At 42.8% G+C, this 17,195-nt stretch carries 14 protein-coding genes; 2 read left to right on the forward strand and 12 right to left on the reverse strand.

Features of this window, described 5'->3' with window-relative positions; translation table 11 throughout:
• Positions 1 to 238: 238 nt before the first annotated feature.
• Complete coding sequence (gene mreBH, locus J2S25_RS02890) at positions 239 to 1,246, forward strand: rod-share determining protein MreBH (protein ID WP_044391829.1); 1,008 nt, start codon at positions 239 to 241, stop codon at positions 1,244 to 1,246.
• A gap of 61 nt (positions 1,247 to 1,307) precedes the next feature.
• On the opposite strand, the gene J2S25_RS02895 is transcribed toward mreBH, so the two are convergent.
• The 9 genes from J2S25_RS02895 to J2S25_RS02935 form a co-directional block, all read right to left on the reverse strand.
• Positions 1,308 to 1,754: a hypothetical protein gene (locus J2S25_RS02895; protein ID WP_307191193.1), complete on the reverse strand. Its 447-nt coding sequence runs from the start codon at positions 1,752 to 1,754 to the stop codon at positions 1,308 to 1,310.
• Positions 1,755 to 1,905: 151 nt separating this feature from the next.
• Entirely contained in the window at positions 1,906 to 3,831 is a 1,926-nt protein-coding gene (gene mutL / locus J2S25_RS02900) for a DNA mismatch repair endonuclease MutL (RefSeq protein ID WP_307191194.1), read from the reverse strand.
• Between the two features lie 30 nt (positions 3,832 to 3,861).
• Entirely contained in the window at positions 3,862 to 6,504 is a 2,643-nt protein-coding gene (gene mutS / locus J2S25_RS02905; protein WP_307191195.1) for a DNA mismatch repair protein MutS, read from the reverse strand.
• Positions 6,505 to 6,848: 344 nt separating this feature from the next.
• A complete protein-coding gene (locus tag J2S25_RS02910) occupies positions 6,849 to 7,466 on the reverse strand; it encodes a response regulator transcription factor (RefSeq protein ID WP_241768426.1) in 618 nt (205 codons plus the stop codon).
• Positions 7,447 to 8,484: a histidine kinase gene (locus tag J2S25_RS02915; RefSeq protein WP_307191196.1), complete on the reverse strand. Its 1,038-nt coding sequence runs from the start codon at positions 8,482 to 8,484 to the stop codon at positions 7,447 to 7,449. Before J2S25_RS02915 ends, J2S25_RS02910 begins: the two co-directional genes overlap by 20 nt.
• A gap of 172 nt (positions 8,485 to 8,656) precedes the next feature.
• Positions 8,657 to 9,553: an NrfD/PsrC family molybdoenzyme membrane anchor subunit gene (nrfD, locus tag J2S25_RS02920; protein WP_307191197.1), complete on the reverse strand. Its 897-nt coding sequence runs from the start codon at positions 9,551 to 9,553 to the stop codon at positions 8,657 to 8,659.
• Between the two features lie 6 nt (positions 9,554 to 9,559).
• Positions 9,560 to 10,096: a 4Fe-4S dicluster domain-containing protein gene (locus tag J2S25_RS02925; protein ID WP_307191198.1), complete on the reverse strand. Its 537-nt coding sequence runs from the start codon at positions 10,094 to 10,096 to the stop codon at positions 9,560 to 9,562.
• A complete protein-coding gene (locus tag J2S25_RS02930) occupies positions 10,096 to 12,291 on the reverse strand; it encodes a molybdopterin-containing oxidoreductase family protein (RefSeq protein ID WP_044391822.1) in 2,196 nt (731 codons plus the stop codon). Before J2S25_RS02930 ends, J2S25_RS02925 begins: the two co-directional genes overlap by 1 nt.
• Positions 12,292 to 12,434: 143 nt before the next feature.
• Complete coding sequence (locus tag J2S25_RS02935; protein ID WP_052806960.1) at positions 12,435 to 13,046, reverse strand: TorD/DmsD family molecular chaperone; 612 nt, start codon at positions 13,044 to 13,046, stop codon at positions 12,435 to 12,437.
• 347 nt (positions 13,047 to 13,393) lie between these two features.
• On the opposite strand from J2S25_RS02935, the gene J2S25_RS02940 reads away from it, so the two are divergent.
• Positions 13,394 to 14,308 carry a 4Fe-4S binding protein gene (locus J2S25_RS02940; protein WP_128721494.1) on the forward strand — a complete coding sequence of 305 codons (915 nt, stop codon included), beginning with the start codon at positions 13,394 to 13,396 and terminating at the stop codon, positions 14,306 to 14,308.
• A gap of 98 nt (positions 14,309 to 14,406) precedes the next feature.
• Here J2S25_RS02940 and J2S25_RS02945 read toward each other — a convergent pair whose 3' ends face one another.
• From J2S25_RS02945 to miaB, 3 genes are all read right to left on the reverse strand, one after another.
• Positions 14,407 to 14,949, reverse strand: a complete 543-nt coding sequence (locus J2S25_RS02945) for an outer spore coat protein CotE (RefSeq protein WP_044391818.1) — start codon at positions 14,947 to 14,949, stop codon at positions 14,407 to 14,409.
• Between the two features lie 255 nt (positions 14,950 to 15,204).
• Entirely contained in the window at positions 15,205 to 15,642 is a 438-nt protein-coding gene (locus tag J2S25_RS02950) for a YlbF/YmcA family competence regulator (RefSeq protein ID WP_044391816.1), read from the reverse strand.
• A 1-nt stretch (position 15,643) separates the two neighbouring features.
• Positions 15,644 to 17,188, reverse strand: a complete 1,545-nt coding sequence (gene miaB, locus J2S25_RS02955; RefSeq protein WP_044391814.1) for a tRNA (N6-isopentenyl adenosine(37)-C2)-methylthiotransferase MiaB — start codon at positions 17,186 to 17,188, stop codon at positions 15,644 to 15,646.
• Positions 17,189 to 17,195: the final 7 nt, after the last annotated feature.

A 17,195-nucleotide genomic window follows, 5' to 3' on the forward strand; every position in this document is an offset into this window, starting at 1 on the left:
TTTAAATTAGGACATCTTATAGTTAGTTTACCATTAAATAAGAAGCAGTTGAACATTTATGCATTATACCCTTCTTTCTAAGTATTATTCTCTCCTTTCCTATAATGAGAAAAATTTCCTCAACCTTTACAGTTCCATAACGATTCGGTAACAAAAGCCTTCCCACCCCCAAAATCATGATAGGTTAATAGAAGTTTATGATGGTTTAATAATTATGAAGGAACTGGGTGAACAAACTATGTTATCAACAACAGAAATCGGAATTGACTTAGGTACTGCCAATATTCTAGTTTATAGTAAAAATAAGGGGATTGCCCTAAACGAGCCTTCCGTTGTAGCAATTGACACAGAAACGAAGCAGGTTCTTGCGGTTGGCAAAGAAGCAAAGGAAATGATCGGAAAGACACCTGGTAAAATCGTTGCCATCCGACCATTGAAAGACGGAGTGATCGCCGATTTTGATATGACGACAGAAATGCTGAAACAAATAATGAAAAAAGCCTCCAAAAAAGGCGGTTTCTCCCTTCGTAAACCAGATGTTGTTGTCTGCACACCTTCTGGTGCAACTAGTGTAGAGCGCCGCGCAATTCAGGATGCCGTCAGAAACGCGGGCGCAAAAAAAGTCCATCTAATAGAGGAGCCCATAGCCGCAGCGATTGGGGCTGGACTTCCTGTCGATGAACCCGTCGCAAATGTTGTTGTCGATATTGGCGGAGGTACGACGGAAGTGGCAATTATCTCTTATGGGGGCGTAGTCGCCTGCCACTCCATTCGAATCGCCGGCGACAGACTGGACGAGGATATCATTCAATATGTCCGCAAGGAATACAATGTTCTGATCGGTGAGAGAACCGCGGAGAAAGTCAAAATAGAAATTGGCTACGCGCTTATAGACCATGAGAAATTGGAAATGGACATTCGCGGCCGTGACCTCGTAACTGGGCTTCCAAAAACGATTACTCTTCATTCCTATGAGATTAGAGATGCTATTAAGGAAGCTCTGCTACATATCATGGAAGCAATCCGCGCGACTTTGGAAGATTGCCCAGCAGAGCTGAGCGGCGATATAGTTGATCGCGGCGTAATCCTTTCTGGTGGCGGCGCCCTGCTGAACGGCATGCAGGAATGGCTTGGGAGCGAAATGGTTGTCCCAGTGCATATCGCTCCAAACCCACTGGAATCTGTTGCCATTGGTACAGGGAAAGCCTTGCAGTATATCCATAAACTTCAGCCGGCAGTCAGGTAAACTCCTTTTGATGAAAAGACCGCTATTATAGCGGTCTTTCCCATATTCCGAAAAATTCTCTTCACTCAGATTGATGCTTCCTCAGTCTGTTGAAGTAAAGAAAAACCGGAAGTGGAATGACAATAAAACCAAGACTCTTAATGATTTGATTGATCGCCCCGTCTTTTTGACGTAATTTTTCCTCTTTTACATAGATCTCGTAATTCCTTCGCAGTTCATCATCGCTTGTTTCCGTTTTTGAACCTTCTATTTTACCAGCTATCGTCATTTGCTTATAGTCTGTAAAACTTTGATAATAACCTGTCGGGCTTGCAAGGTCTGCTGCCGCCATAAAAATGGACACCCCTCCGCCTATAACCATCATCAATGTCGCAAATAAAACTAGGTAAGTGTAAATATGTCTAACCACTTTTTCTCCCCCCTGCTCCTTATTTTTCACTGCAAAAGCTACAATAAAAACGAGTATCACTATTGGCATAACTAAAATCAGTAACAAAAAGACCACCATAGAATCCCCTCTCCTATTATCCTATAAAAATCAAGTAGTAAGAATGATCTCCTTGAAAAAAATTTCTATTAGTGTAATTTTACACTAATAAACATACTTTTTAAAGAGTTAAAAAAACAGTGTCCTCTTTTAGGAACACTGTTTTCTCAGACTACATCACTCTTTTGAACATTTTCTCCATTTCATAGGTTGAATAATGAACGATGATTGGTCTGCCATGTGGGCAAGTGAATGGATCAGACGCACGGCGGAGTTCATCCAGCAAAGCCTGAATTTCATCAATACGTAAGAAATGATTCGCTTTGATCGATGCCTTGCAGCTCATCATGATCGCCGCTTCCTCTCTCAGCTTTTTAATATCCACCTTTTTCATTAGCAAAAGCTGTTCAATCATGTCTTCAATTAACTCTTTTTCCTCGCCGTTAGGGAGCCACTGAGGGTGTGAGCGGACAATGAAACTATTGTAGCCAAATGGCTCTAGAATGACACCAACTCGCTCAAGCTCATGCTGATATTCGCTGATTTTCAGGCATTCATCGGCAGAATACTCAAGGGTGATCGGCACCAGCAAGTCCTGCAGCTCAGTCGTCACCTGGCCTACTTTTTCCCTGAAATATTCATATTTAATCCGTTCCTGAGCAGCATGTTGGTCAATGATGTATAAGCCACGTTCATTTTGGGCAAGAATATACGTTCCGTGCATTTGCCCGATTGGGTATAAAGGAGGAACGCGTAATGCTTTTTCCTCTGCTTGAATTTCAGAATCGTCCTTAACGTCCTCTGTACCGAATTGGCTATTGATCGGAACATTATGCTGTTCCTCTTGCACTTTGAACTTCGGCTCCATGAAGGGCTCCTGGGCCACTATGGCATTTTGCCAGTCTGGCAGCTCATTTTTAGTGAATTCCTGCTGTCCTGCTGCTTTATAGCGCTCGCTCAGCTCTGCTGCTTTTTCCTCGACGAAAGGTTTGCTGACCCCAGGTGTTGATCCGTTATCCTGCTTGTGGTCAGCATCTTCCGTGTGGTCCAGTTCCAAGAAGAATTGTTCTGATTTGGCCTTTTCCTGTTTCTGTGCAACCCCTGCTGGGATCAGCTCTTTTGTTTTAAAAGCATCCTTAATCACACTGGTGACAAGATGATTAAGTTCCTGTTCCTTGCTCAATCGCACTTCCATTTTTGAAGGATGGACGTTCACATCAATGAGCAACGGGTCCATTTCGATGGTAAGCAGGACAACAGGATATCGGCCAATCGGGAGCAGGGTATGGTACCCTTCTTGGATCGCCTTCACCAGCGCATAGTTCTTGATAAACCGTCCGTTGATCATCGTCGATATATAGTTTCTTGATGCCCGTGTAATCTCAGGCATCGAAATATAGCCAGTTATTTTATAATCTAATGACTCTCCGGAAATCGGGATCATTGATTGGACCATATTGATGCCGTAAATAGCAGCTAGCACCTGGCGAACGTCTCCATTTCCGGTCGTCTTCAAAAGTTGACGTCCATTATGAACAAGCCTGAATGAAATACTCGGATTTGCAAGTGCCAGGCGATTCACAACATCGGTGATATTGCCAAGCTCAGTATGGACGGTCTTCATATATTTAAGGCGTGCAGGAGTGTTAAAAAATAGGTCAGAGATCGTGATATCCGTTCCTTTTCGGCTGGCTGCCTTTTCAATCGTTTCAACTTTGCCGCCTTCAATCAACACTTTATTGCCTTCTAATCCGGTAGATGTCTTCATTTCGAGCCTGGAAACAGAGGCGATACTTGGCAAGGCTTCTCCCCTGAACCCGAGAGTTCTGATCCGGAACAAGTCATTTTCATTCTTGATTTTGCTTGTAGCGTGCCTTTGGAAAGCAATCAGAACGTCTTCTTCCTCGATGCCATCGCCATTATCTGTAATCCTTATCTTCGCTAGTCCTGCTTCCTCCAAATCAATTTCAATTACCGAACTGTTGGCATCAATCGCGTTCTCAAGCAGCTCCTTTACAACAGAAGCCGGCCGTTCAACCACTTCACCGGCAGCAATTTTATTCGATAGTGCATCATCAAGCTGAATGATCTTCCCCAATTTTCTTCCCTCCAGCTGGTATATTTAGTATTACTTACGAAGCTTTTTTTGCAAGTCATAGAGCATATTCATCGCCTGTAACGGGGTCATATCGAGAATTTCCAGTTCACTTAATTGCTCGAGGATCTGCTTTTCCTTCTTGCTTGCTTTATTGTTTTTTGGCTGTCCAGGCTCTTCATCGAAAAAGGACAATTGTGCTGCCGCTGCTGTTTCCCTTGCCTGAAGATTTTCTTCCGCAGATGGTCGAATGGTATTCAATCCATTTTTCAAATCGTGGACATCAGAACTCTGATTGTCCGTCTGCTCGAGGATCTGCAGGATTTCCGCAGCGCGTTCAATCAGTTCCTGCGGCAATTCAGCCAGCTGGGCAACATGGATACCGTAACTCTTATCAGCTGCACCTTCTCTGATTTTATGAAGGAACACGACCTTGCCGTTTTGTTCCACTGCGCTGACATGAACATTTTTCAATTTCCGTAAATCCTTTTCCAAGGTGGTCAGTTCATGATAATGCGTTGAGAACAATGTTTTCGCACCAATTTTATTATGGATGTATTCAATCATTGCCTGAGCGAGTGCCATGCCGTCATAGGTGGAAGTTCCCCGGCCGATTTCATCGAATAAAATCAAGCTGTCTCCGGAGGCATTCATGATCGCGTTCCTCGCCTCGAGCATTTCGACCATGAACGTACTTTGACCGGAAACAAGATCGTCTGCGGCCCCGATTCTAGTGAACACTTGGTCAAAAATCGGCAGTTCGGCCTCATCAGCAGGAACGAAGCAGCCAATTTGAGCCATAATGGCGGTCAATGCAATCTGGCGCATATAGGTGCTTTTCCCGGACATATTCGGACCTGTAATCAACAGGATTTCACGATCCTTGTCCATATAGCAGTCATTAGGCACGTATTCTTGCGCATCCATCACTTTTTCGACCACCGGATGGCGTCCATCCTTCAAGTGTATTTTCCGGTCAGGGGAAAATACAGGTCTGGCATAATGCCTTTGCTCACTAAGCTCTGCAAAGCCTAGCAGGACATCGAGTTCACTGAGCGCCTTGGCAAGGGCCTGCAATCTCGGAATATATTCTTTGATCGTCTCGCGAATGCCGGTAAATAGCTGGTACTCTAGCTCGATGCTTTTTTCCTCGGCAGCAAGGATCAATTCTTCCTTTTCCTTTAGCTCAGGAGTAATGAACCGCTCTGCATTGGAAAGAGTCTGCTTTCTTTCATATCGCCCTTCCTGCAGCAAATGCAAATTCGCTCTGGTCACTTCAATATAGTAGCCAAACACTCGATTATAACCAACTTTTAGTGATTTAATGCCCGTCTTTTCCCGCTCCTCGCGCTCCAGCATCGCAATCCATGTCTTCCCATTCCGACTGGCATCCCGATACTGGTCCAGCTGATGGTCATAACCGTCTCGGATGATGTTTCCTTCTTTTACAGAGATAGGAGGATGGTCGACGATTGCCGTCTCGAGCAAATCGGCAGCTTCCTCACAGGGATCAAGCCTTTCTGCCATTCTTTTTGCTTCATTGTGATCGAGATTCACCAGTATGTCCTTCAGCACAGGCACCTGAAGCAATGATCTTTTCAGTTGCATCAAGTCTCTTGGATTCAGATTGCCAAAAGCAACACGGCCTGCCAATCGTTCCAAATCGTATACTTCCTTTAATTTTTCCCGCAACTCCTGGCGTTCAAAAAACTGGCCAACGAATAATTGAACTAGCTCCTGTCGGCGGCCGATATCTGTTTTGTCAATCAGCGGCCGGTTGATCCATTGTTTCAGCATCCTTCCGCCCATCGCTGTCATCGTTTCATCCAGCAGCCACAAAAGCGTGCCTTTTTTCGCTGTCGAACGGATTGTTTCCGTTAGTTCTAAATTCCGCTTGGAAAAATAATCAATCTTCATATATTGCTGCACTTGATAAACGGTCACTTTTTGTAAATGGTCAAGACTTCGCTTTTGGGTTCGGTAAAGATAATGGAACAATCTGGAAGTGGTTGTGATCAGCGCCTCCTCATCCAGTTCCGAAAATAACGCTGAAAAATTCTCATTCACGTCGCTGTTATCTTCAATGGAAAAGGCCAGAATGGAGCGTTCCTTTAGTTTTTGCTGGATTTCCGGCGATAGCGTGCTTTCGATGACAACTTCTTTTGCGCCAGAAATCGATAGTTCGTTGATTAGCTCATCCATACTTCCTTTAATTAAGGTAGCCCTGCTTTCTCCTGTTGAAAGATCGCTGCAGGCAAAACCGTATTGATTATTAGAAAAGACAGTTACCGTGGCAATAAAATTATTCTCTTTTTCCAGAAGTCCATGCCCTTCCATCACTGTTCCAGGTGTGATCAACTGGACTACTTCACGCTTTACGACGCCTTTGGCTGTCTTTGGGTCTTCCGTTTGTTCACAGATAGCCACTTTATAGCCTCTATTTATCAGCTGCTCAATATAATTTGGAGCAGCATGGTACGGCACCCCGCACATCGGAATCCGTTCCTCCCCGCCGCCCTCTCTGCTTGTAAGTGTGATCTCTAGCTCCTGGGATGCCTTGAGCGCGTCCTCAAAGAACATTTCATAAAAATCTCCCAGTCGGAAAAATAAAAAGGCATCTTGGTAATCCGCCTTCACTTGCAGGTATTGCTTGATCATAGGGGTATATGTAGCCATATTATCCTCCAACATTCTTTTTGCGTTTTTATTCTGCATTATATTGCATTTGTCGTTGTAGCACCGACTCTTTCCAGGTTTCAAGGAAACAGTTTCGACTCCTACTCTAAATATCTATTATAACTCGACACAAAATAATTTTCGATAGAATCCACTTAAAAAGAATGACCAGCCCATAAATCCGGCAAGGATCCGTGTGATAGGGGTTTCTTGACAACTTTTCCCCTCTCACTTCCAAACCTGTCAAAATAACGTCGCTTTTTTGACAACTTTGTCCCTCCTAACCTCTAACCTGTCTAAATATCAAACCTCAGAAAAAAACAGGACACTTATCGGCCCTGTTACTAAGAATAGAATATATTGTATTTCCTGGCGGTTTCTACCCATTCATAACGCTTGTGGGTACCGAGCTTCTCGCCAATTTTCTGCCGGTGGTTTTCGACTGTTTTTACTGATATGTCCAGTCTTTCTGCAATATCTTTTTGTGAATATCCTTTAACTGTCAGGACAAAAACTTCTTTTTCACGTTTGGTAATCGGAAGATCGACCAAATTGAAACCAACACCTTGTGAACCGTTTTCCCAAATATGCGTATCGAATACCTTCTGGTTTGCCAAGATCTGGTCAAGGGATTGGATAAGATGATCCCGCTTCAACTGTTTAATTAAAAAGCCGTCCGCTCCTGCCTCATATGCTTGTTTCTGGTAGCCGATATCATCGTGCATTGAGAAGATGACAATTTTAGCCTCTGGAAGCAATTTCCTTAGTCTTTCCAGGGTTGACATCCCATCCAATCCACCAGGCATTGAAAGATCTAAGAGGACGAGATCTGCTGGAAAATTTTCGGCAGCTTTTACAGCCTCATACCCATCACAGGCACAGATCCTTCCGTCAATACAAAAAGATTGTTGAAGCAGCATGCTTAATCCATCCCTGACAATCTCATGGTCGTCGATGATCATTACATTCACTTTCCCTCTCTCCCTCCGTTTTGATCAAAGATACAAACCCTTCGATTCTGGTTGGTCCTCCCTCTTTGCTAAGCCATTTGATATCTCCATCAAGCATTTTGCAACGCTCATACATATGCTTTAAACCTAGGCCTTTCTTTTTCCCTGCTTCTAGTTTAAATCCGTTTCCGTTATCGTAAAAATCAAAGAAGACATATTGATAATAGGTTTTTAAATGAATGGAGATATAGGATGCTTGTCCGTGGCGAACCGAATTAGAAATACTTTCTTGTATGACTCTGAATAAATGAAGCTCCTTTTCCGGGTCAAACTTCTGTTCGTTATCCAGCTCCATTTCAAGGAAGATTTCGATCTGATACAGTTTTCTCCAGTCCCTTACTGCCTGACGAAGCGATTTTTCGAGGCCAATATCATGGATCATTTCTGGACGAAGGCTTTTGGTCAGCTGTTTAATATTTTCAAGTGTTTTCTCAATAACGTTCATCATATTGAATAGATGTTGCTGGTATTTGTGATCGAAAATCCCCTGTTTTATAACCTCCAGACCAAGGAAAATACTATACACACTTTGTCCAATATGGTCATGTAATTCCCTAGCAATCCTCTTCCGTTCCGCTTCCTGGGCTAGCAGCGTCTCGCGGACTAGTAGCTCATGGAACCGGGCACGTTCGCTGTTTTCATTATGCACAGGCTTCTGTATCCGGAGAACATAATAATTCTTCCGTTTTTTCAAGGACATTTCAAACTCTTCAAGGCCTTCATACACAGCTAGGTGGGAGTTAAAAGATGGAATGGGGTTATCCGCAGTAAGAATACAGCGATTCTCATCCTCGTTCACTGCTCTTCCCTGGCAATAAGAGCAGTATGGCACCTTCTCTCCTAGCTTCCAGCCAGTCATTTTGCTGGCCTTTTTATTAAGGTAATGAATTATCCGCTCTTCATCCATGATAATCATGCCTTCAGGCAGATCATCGACAATTTCTGCCAAATATTCTGTTTGCATTAACATTGCAATCCCTCACCACCGCGATCTCTATACAACTCCATTGTAACCTCCGATTTTAAGAGTAACGTGGTTTGTTTATTAACATTGAGTGACATTACGCAAAAAAACGTGAAGTCTTCTCCCACGACTTCACGTTGATTCGTTTTTCTTTTAATATTACTTCAAGAAACATCTTTTATAAAAAGATGATAGGCACTGCAGCGGCGAGCAAAAGATAACGCAGGATAAATCCGCCGGCAAGAACGGCGCTTTCAGTTAGGAGGGTGGATGTAATTCCGCTTGTACCTCCTGCTGCAACTTCTTGTCCAGCGCGGCTATTACTCAGTTTTTTATATGAAAACAACTCTAGTCCTTCGATAATGATTGGCACCAGAAGTCCGATGATCACCAAGCCAACCCAGAAGATTGCACTGTATTCGCCAGTCAACAGCTTAGATACAGATTGGGCGGCCGATTCATTGGTGGAAGAAGTGACCAAAAACATGGTGAAAAGCAGGAAGACTTCCGTAACAAGCAATGTTAAGTGAATTTTTTTAATGGACAATACTTGATGGATGACCTTCTTATCAACCAAAGCTGCCCCGAGCATTGTGCCAGCAATTCCTGTTGAAAGTGCAGAAACGACGAACAAGATTGGTAAGATAGCTGTATTCCATAGCGGAACGGCACCGATTACACCAATCAGAAATCCTGTGTAAATGGCAGTTGCTACAGCAAAAACGATGCCTACATATTCGATGACTTTGTTTATCTCTTTTTTCAACAGCTCCATTAAGGCAATATAAGCGGCAGCCATCATGAAAAAACTAATGAAATACGTACCGATCGTCATAACTGATTTGAAATTTGTAAACAAATAAAGGAAGCGTAATGGATTCTTTAGACCAGCCTCGGCATCTAAAATGAGAAGCAAAAGGCCAATTCCCATCAAGATTGGACTAATGAGTCTGCCAACAATTCGGACGGCAGCAGAATTTGGATATCTCCTCGCTGAATAGGAAGAAGTTAAAAACGCGCCGGCGCTGAGACCAGCTAGGAATAAATAAGCTGCGATAATCGTTCCCCAAACCATTTATATTCACCTCACGTAATAAATTTTTGCCTTTCCTAAATCCGGTCTTAAAGGCTGAGCATTCAATCGGACAATAGCCCTTGATACCTCACTGTTCGCATCATCAAGGTCACCGAAAATCCTGGCATTGCTGATGCATGTCGTTACGCATGCCGGCTGTTTCCCTTCCGCCACAAGCTCAGAACAGAATCGGCATTTTTCTACTACTCCGGTTTCGTGATTCTGTGTTCTTGCTCCGTAATCGCACGCTACCATACAATATTTACAGCCTATGCATTTCTCAGAATCAACAAGGACGATGCCTTCTGCAGTCGTGTAGGTAGCCTTTGTCGGGCACACACTTACACATGGTGCATCCTCACAATGCTGGCACTGCACTGGGATAATCTCATTTTTGACGTTAGGGAAAATACCCGTTTCTTTTTCATAAAATTTAATAAACGACTCTTCCACCGGGAGTTCATTCTGCATCTGGCAGCTTACCCGGCATGCATAACAGCCGACACATTTTCTAGTGTCTATCATCATTCCATAGCGTGCCATCAGCTATTCACCTTCCTAACCTTAACGATGACTTCATGAATATTTCCTGCTCCGCTCCATTTCTCAAAATCGAACGGTACATGCTCCATGTAGCTAAAGCCCACACCGTAACCAGTCCTTAAATCCTTAGATGTGATTCCGTAGTGGCTCGGAACAAAAATTGCCTCAGGATGGATTCGTTCTGTTACTTTAACGCGGATTTTGCTGGTAGCCTCACTAGATTTCACTTCAACAAGGTCGCCATCCTTTATTCCTAGTTCTTTAGCACGAACAGGATTGATCCAGATTCTTTCTAAATCATAATCTTTTGTAATTTGCATTAAAATTGGCAAATTCGCAGTTTGAGTGTGGCTGTGAATCGCCTGTTTTCCCGTGATTAGCCGGAATGAATCATTCGCAGGACTCACTTTAGGCTCAATCCATTCGACAATTGGATTATAACCCGCTTTTTTATACGTTTCACTGTAAAACTCAATTTTTCCGGATGGGGTCTTTACTTTTGGCATTTCACCTATTGTAATTTCCTCCGCAGGAAACATAATGGTGCCTTTTTCTTTAAGCTGTTTATAGGTTATACCAGTCGGTGCAAGCTTTGCTTCGTTCAATTCATCTAGAGAAAAATTAAAGTATTGACCAACACCGCATGCTTTTGCTAACTCTGTGTAAATCTCATGAATTGGCTTTGTGTCAGGGTGAACCTTTTCAACCATTTGCTGTCTTAAGGCAATTCCAGGCACCTTACCTGAAAGACTCTCGATAACTTCATCCCGTTCAATATAAGTTACCTCTGGCAGAACATAATCAGCTAATTGAGCTGTTTCAGACATTTGCACATCTATCGCGACAACAAGGTCCAGTTTTGAAAATGCTTCTTTCATCACTTTAGGATTCCCATAACCAAGGGCAGCATTGGAATGGTAGTAAATAGCCGCCTTCATTTTTCCTTCCAGTGCTTCTTTCGCGACGATCGTGGCAACACCACTACCCTCGTAGGCAAGAGGGAATTCCTTTTTGCCTGCTTTTGGTGCCTCTGGTTCCTTTGGATTAGGGTATTTTTGCTCATCCAGTTTTCCTAAATGCGGTTTAACTCCAAAGATACTTCCGCCTTTTTGCTGGTAATTTCCTAGTAACGCATTGAACATGGCCACCGCACGGCCGGTTTCTGTGCTATTTTCATAGTTGCAGCCAAATGCACCTCTCCAGGATTGTTCAATCAGGGCTTTTGGTTTTGCTTTGCCCATATCAATTGCGATACGGCTAATATCAGCAGCCGGAATTCCCGTGATGCCCTCTGCCCATTGCGGAGTATATTTTGCTAATTCTTTGGCATATGCTTCAAAACCAACGGTGTATGTTTTAATAAAATTCAGATCGTGGAGATTTTCCTTGATTAAAACATGTGACATTGCCAGCACGAGGGCAAGGTCGGTTCCTGGACGAATTGCCAGCCATTCTGTTGCGAGATTAGCCGTATTATTCAATCGAGGATCCACGATGACTATCTTTGCCCCATTGTCCCGGGCGGCTGCCAAAGACTGGACCGAACTCGGACGAATCCCATCTCCATAGCTCCTGCCAATGAACATGATGTATTTTGCATTGCTGATGTCAGCACTTGTTGCAGTTACACCAACCGTATGAAGAAAACCTGCATCTCTTGAGTTGGAACAAACTACATGATGTGTATAATAATTGGCTGAGCCAAGCGCATTAATGAATCTTGGCGAATAGAATTTCCCTGAAGCTCTTGGATCTTCTGTTAACGCAACTGCCTGGGGACCATGCTCTTTGATGATCTGTGTCAATTTTCCAGCAATCTCTTTATAGGCCTGCTCCCAGGTGATCGGCTCGAATTTATTCTCTCCTAATCGTTTCAATGGCTGGGTCAGCCTGTCTTGAGAATATACAACTGTTGCATATCCATGGCCTCTGGCACAAAGTTTTCCTTTGGAATAAGGATGATCTGGATGCCCGGTAAGCTTCCATAATCGTCCATTCTTTACATGTCCAACCATTCCGCATTTGCTTGAGCATGCATTGCAAGTACTAGGAATCTCTTTAATTTTCGTGTTAGCACTTGCTTTCACATATTCTTTCGACCACTCATTAAAACCAACCGTCCCCGCTGATGCCAGGACAGCTGTTGCGGCAGAAGCTTTAATGAATCCTCGCCTTGATAGTTTTGTTTCTAGCATGATACTAGCCCTCCTTTTTCTCTTGACCCGTCCCCGCCTTCCGTTAGGCAGACAGCCTCGTACAAATTCAAACTGGCCTCTCCCTCTGGCAATTGCATCATTGCTCGCACAGAAAGCACCACCACCTTCATTGACCTTTTCCATCAATCATTTTTCTGTGCTTCTATTACTTTTATTAAAAAATCAGTAATCCCTTCATAGAAAGGATGGGCCGATTTTTCCTTCAGCTTTGTTTTAAAATCAGGTAGCCAGTCCAGGTGGTCCTCCATGAACTCCCTACTGAATTTTTCTGGAGCATGCTCTAGGAAATACGCTGCCAGCTCAAGCAAAATAGACAAATGATCGGGGATACCATTGTACTGTCTAGGAATTTCTATTTGCAGCTCATTTAAAAGGAAGGCAATATGCATGGTAGGATCCCCTTGCAGATAGCCTTTTTCTCGGGCGAATGGAAGAGTACAAGTTTCATCCTGTGTCCACGGTTTATACAGCGACTCTACCGGGAGAACTGCTTTCTCTGCTACAGACCCAATCACCTTTTTATGTAATTCGCAAAAATGCTCAAAGTCTTCAGGTAAGATTCCGTCTAATGGGAATTCGATACCATATAAATCCCTGGCCATTCTCTCCAGCTTATTCAGTAGCTGGTTATCCTCGATTTCTTGCCATGTCTCCATAGTAGGCGGCTTAAATAAGTCTGCAATAATAGTGAAAATCATCGCCGATCCTGCTCTTTTTTCCATTGACGCTATCATCTGATTACACCACCTTTCGATTACATCTTCACTATATGGCAACAAAGTTTGTGAAACAATAAACATTATGTGGAGAATGACCACTTACTATGTGAAGGATTTCACCTAATCAGTCATAGGGTTTTTCACTGATCGGCCCATCATTTCCTGTGTTAAACCCGATATTTTCTGCTTTTTTTTTCAAATTCATGTTAGTTGTTTTGTGAACATTCCTTTACATCTAGATGAATTTCTGACGAACACGCCTTTTTTAACAGACTTTCATCGTAAAATAATAAGGAAGTAGTATTGTGCCTTGAGCGCAGCGAAAGGAATGATACTTAAAATGAATATTGGGGTGACCTTCCATGTCGCTAATTGGCAATTGGATTGAGAGCTTAAGTTATGAATTGGAAATTTCTTACTCGTGTACAAGAAAAATCAGTCCTATGAGTTCCTGTACAACCTGCATAGACAAATGTCCAACTGAAGCAATAAGAGTTGTTAATGGAGAAATAACTATTAGCAACCACCTGTGCACAATCTGTGGTGTTTGTACCACGGTTTGTCCGGTACAGGCGATCAAAGGCAAATCTCCATCCAGGAGAATCATCCGGAATTATGTATTGCTGGAGAATGGCTATGTATTACCCACAGTCGCAGAGCTCCTTTATTATCATAAAAAAGGAATACGATCTATCCATGAATCTTCTGTTAACGAAGAACTTAGCGAGGTAGTGAGCCGGGTAAATAACATACTTGCGAAAATGGAGCTTGAGCAACTATCCTTTGTAGAACATGTGGAAGCAGAGAGCGAACATCCGCAAATGATATCAAGGCGTGCTTTTTTTGCCAGAATTGGTTCCAATAGCAAAAATACCGTTCTTACATCTTTGACGCCAATTAAATGGCGGTTCAATGAACACAGTTTCAAAACTTCAAACCTATTTAAAGGTTGGTCATTTTTTAAGATAAAGTTGAATCATGAAGATTGTACATTATGCAAAGCCTGTTTTATGATTTGTCCTTCTGATGTATTCCGCATTGCTGAAGACTCACTCAAGCTAACAGACCATAACTGCTGTGGATGCCGACTTTGCAGCGATATTTGCAGAGAAAAAGCGGTGCAAATCACTGATAATGTTCACATAAGTGAGGAAGAAAGTTTTTCGCTCGTCCAAGCTAATTGTAAAAAATGTCACACTAACTTCCCTTCCTGGAAAGGGGCAGAAGAATTATGTCCGATTTGTAGCTCTGGTGATAAACCGAATTTCTTTCTGTAAGCACCTATTCGAGAAAAGAAGCGGCTTCCAGATGGATCGAAAGCGTAAACGACTTTTTTAAAAAAAAAACTAGGAAGTAGAAGCTTCCTAGTTCGTTGTTATTCTTCCTCACCAAGCAGGAAGTCTGGGTTCAAGTCTTCAAATTCTTCATCATCGATTCCGTGTCCCCACTCGTCTTCGTCACTGTCGCATCCGTCTGGGTGAGTAACGACACAAACCTTTGTTTCACCGATAACTTCGACTAGGAATTCCCGTTCGACGTGAACAATGATTTTATTGCCATTTGGAGAAATGACGGCTTCGATGCAGTTAGGCTGCTGAAGAACTTCAACGAGTACGTCATGGTCATCCATGCAATCCGGATCGCGGTACTTTAACTTGATGACATCACAATAAGTTACTTTCTCGGTGACTACTTCTGTTTTTGTGTTATCATCACAGGAGTACCAGATGTTTGCCTCGTATGACCCGTTTACCTCCACCACTTTCCCTACTTTTTTCGCCTTGTACTTATGGTTTATGACCCAAGCGCCAAGAATGCTGCTTGGATTATGCGCTGGGGTGATCGTATGATTGGACTGTGTAAATTTACGTCCTTTCGCTACAACTGCTTTCGTGATAATCTCTCTGTAATCTCCCATGCGAGCGAAACCTCCTCAATCTTTTTCAATTCATCCTATGCGTGATATTAGACTAGTGTGCGATAAAATTAGAACCGCTGTGAAAAACTTAGGCATAGTTCATTGTATGCCCACAGGAGATGAATGTTCCCGATTGATAGCAAGCGAGGGGAGATTTCATATGTATTTAGGGAGAAACTGATGTAGAAGTTGAAACAATTGATTGGAATAAAAAAGACACCTGAAGGAAACAGGTGCCTTGTTTTAACTCAATGCTTAATGATCATGGGTATGGCAGCTCTTTCCGTTCTTCCGTGCTGCACCAGTTTCACCGCTGAGGAGATCTCCTCCTGTTGATACGACGATTTCGTCTGTCACGGTATTGGAAATAGTTGTCGCAACCATTTGCAGCAGATCATTCACATCAATTTGGGATTGCTTGAATTCCTGTACAACCGGAATTGCGTCAAGCTCTGCTTCTAGAGCGGCGATTTTTTCTTCCGTCTTCTTCAACGCTTCCGTTTTCCCGTAATGCTGAAAGTTCACCGCTTGTTTTTGGAGACCTTTTATCGAAGAAATAAGCGTTCTTACTTTTTCATTTTCATGAATTTGCGCTTCTGCTCGCTTGAAAAAGTCTACTTCTTCTGTTTCTGCAATCATCCGTGCGATTTCTCTGGAACGCAAAATAATGTCATCTTTATTGTACTTGACCAACTTACTTCACCTCAACTGGTTCGTTTTCTTCTGCCATTTCCCCGTTTAAAGACCAAGTTTTTGCATCGGTGATCTTTACCTTGACGATTTTTCCGATTGCAGACTTTGGCCCGACAAAGTTGACAAGCTTCATCTTGCTTGTATATCCTGCAAGTACATCAGGATTGTTTTTGCTTTCGCCTTCAACCAATACTTCGACAATTTGATCCTGATACTTCTTCATCGACTGAGCCGACTGTTCATTCACAAGTGCATTCAAACGCTGAAGACGTTCCTTCTTCACTTCCATAGGAATATTATCCTGCATTTTTGCCGCCGGAGTTCCTTCTCTTGGAGAATAAATGAAGGTGTACGCAGATTCATAGCCTACCTCACGGACTAACGACAATGTTTCCTCGAATTGTTCATCTGTTTCATTCGGATATCCGACGATGATGTCTGTTGTCAAAGTAACATCTGGAATCTCCGCCTTGATCTTGTGTACAAGTTCTAGATATTGTTCACGAGTATACTTCCGCGCCATGATTTTCAATACCTCAGAAGAACCGGATTGGACCGGAAGATGGATATGGTCCATCAAGTTTCCGCCTTTTGCCAAGACTTCAATCAAGTGATCATCAAAATCACGTGGATGGCTCGTAGTGAATCGGATCCTTGGGATATCGATTTTACGGATTTCCTCCATCAAGTCTCCTAAACCATATTTTAAATCAGTGAAGTCTTTTCCATATGCGTTTACGTTCTGGCCTAGCAGGGTAATTTCCTGATAGCCCTGTGATGCAAGCAAGCGGACTTCCTGGATGATATCTTCAGGACGGCGGCTTCGTTCTTTGCCCCGTGTATAAGGAACGATGCAGTACGTACAGAATTTATCGCAGCCATACATAATATTAACCCATGCTTTAATATTCCCTCTGCGGACTTTAGGAAGGTTTTCAATTACATCTCCTTCCTTTGACCAAACTTCGACGACTATTTCTTTAGACATGTATGCTTCCTTTAGAATATTTGGAAGGCGATGAATATTATGCGTACCAAAAATCATATCCACCTGGTGATAGGTTTTCAGAATTTTGTTGACGACTGATTCTTCCTGTGACATGCAACCACAAACACCCAAGAGCAAATCTGGATTTTCTCGTTTCAGATGCTTCAAATGACCTAGTTCACCAAATACCTTGTTTTCAGCGTTTTCCCGAATCGCACATGTATTCAGGAGAATGACATTCGCTTCCTCGACACTATCAGTAGGTTCATAGCCCAAACCAAGGAAAATACCCGCCATCACTTCCGTATCATGTTCATTCATCTGACAGCCATACGTACGAATATAAAATTTTCGGCCATTTCCCATTTTTAAGAACTCTTCAGGAATATCGAAATCCTTATGATACGTAACCTCTTCTTTTCCGCGCTTTTTGGCATCCTTCAAAGAAGGAGCAGTATATACTGTTTCAAAGTACTTGCTATAATCCTTACTGGATTTTTTGTCCGAAGAATTATTTGTTGCTACTTGTTGACCTTCCAAGCGTTGATTTTCGTTCATGACGACC

This window comes from Mesobacillus stamsii (assembly GCF_030814065.1).
Lineage (GTDB): Bacteria > Bacillota > Bacilli > Bacillales > Cytobacillaceae > Mesobacillus > Mesobacillus stamsii.

Coding starts and splice junctions, on each gene's coding strand:
- mreBH (WP_044391829.1), top strand. CDS start 239: ATGTTATCAACAACAGAAATCGGAATTGACTTAGGTACTGCCAATATT.
- J2S25_RS02895 (WP_307191193.1), bottom strand. CDS start 1,754: ATGGTGGTCTTTTTGTTACTGATTTTAGTTATGCCAATAGTGATACTC.
- mutS (WP_307191195.1), bottom strand. CDS start 6,504: ATGGCTACATATACCCCTATGATCAAGCAATACCTGCAAGTGAAGGCG.
- J2S25_RS02910 (WP_241768426.1), bottom strand. CDS start 7,466: ATGATCATCGACGACCATGAGATTGTCAGGGATGGATTAAGCATGCTG.
- J2S25_RS02915 (WP_307191196.1), bottom strand. CDS start 8,484: ATGTTAATGCAAACAGAATATTTGGCAGAAATTGTCGATGATCTGCCT.
- nrfD (WP_307191197.1), bottom strand. CDS start 9,553: ATGGTTTGGGGAACGATTATCGCAGCTTATTTATTCCTAGCTGGTCTC.
- J2S25_RS02925 (WP_307191198.1), bottom strand. CDS start 10,096: ATGGCACGCTATGGAATGATGATAGACACTAGAAAATGTGTCGGCTGT.
- J2S25_RS02930 (WP_044391822.1), bottom strand. CDS start 12,291: ATGCTAGAAACAAAACTATCAAGGCGAGGATTCATTAAAGCTTCTGCC.
- J2S25_RS02935 (WP_052806960.1), bottom strand. CDS start 13,046: ATGATAGCGTCAATGGAAAAAAGAGCAGGATCGGCGATGATTTTCACT.
- J2S25_RS02940 (WP_128721494.1), top strand. CDS start 13,394: ATGTCGCTAATTGGCAATTGGATTGAGAGCTTAAGTTATGAATTGGAA.
- J2S25_RS02945 (WP_044391818.1), bottom strand. CDS start 14,949: ATGGGAGATTACAGAGAGATTATCACGAAAGCAGTTGTAGCGAAAGGA.
- miaB (WP_044391814.1), bottom strand. CDS start 17,188: ATGAACGAAAATCAACGCTTGGAAGGTCAACAAGTAGCAACAAATAAT.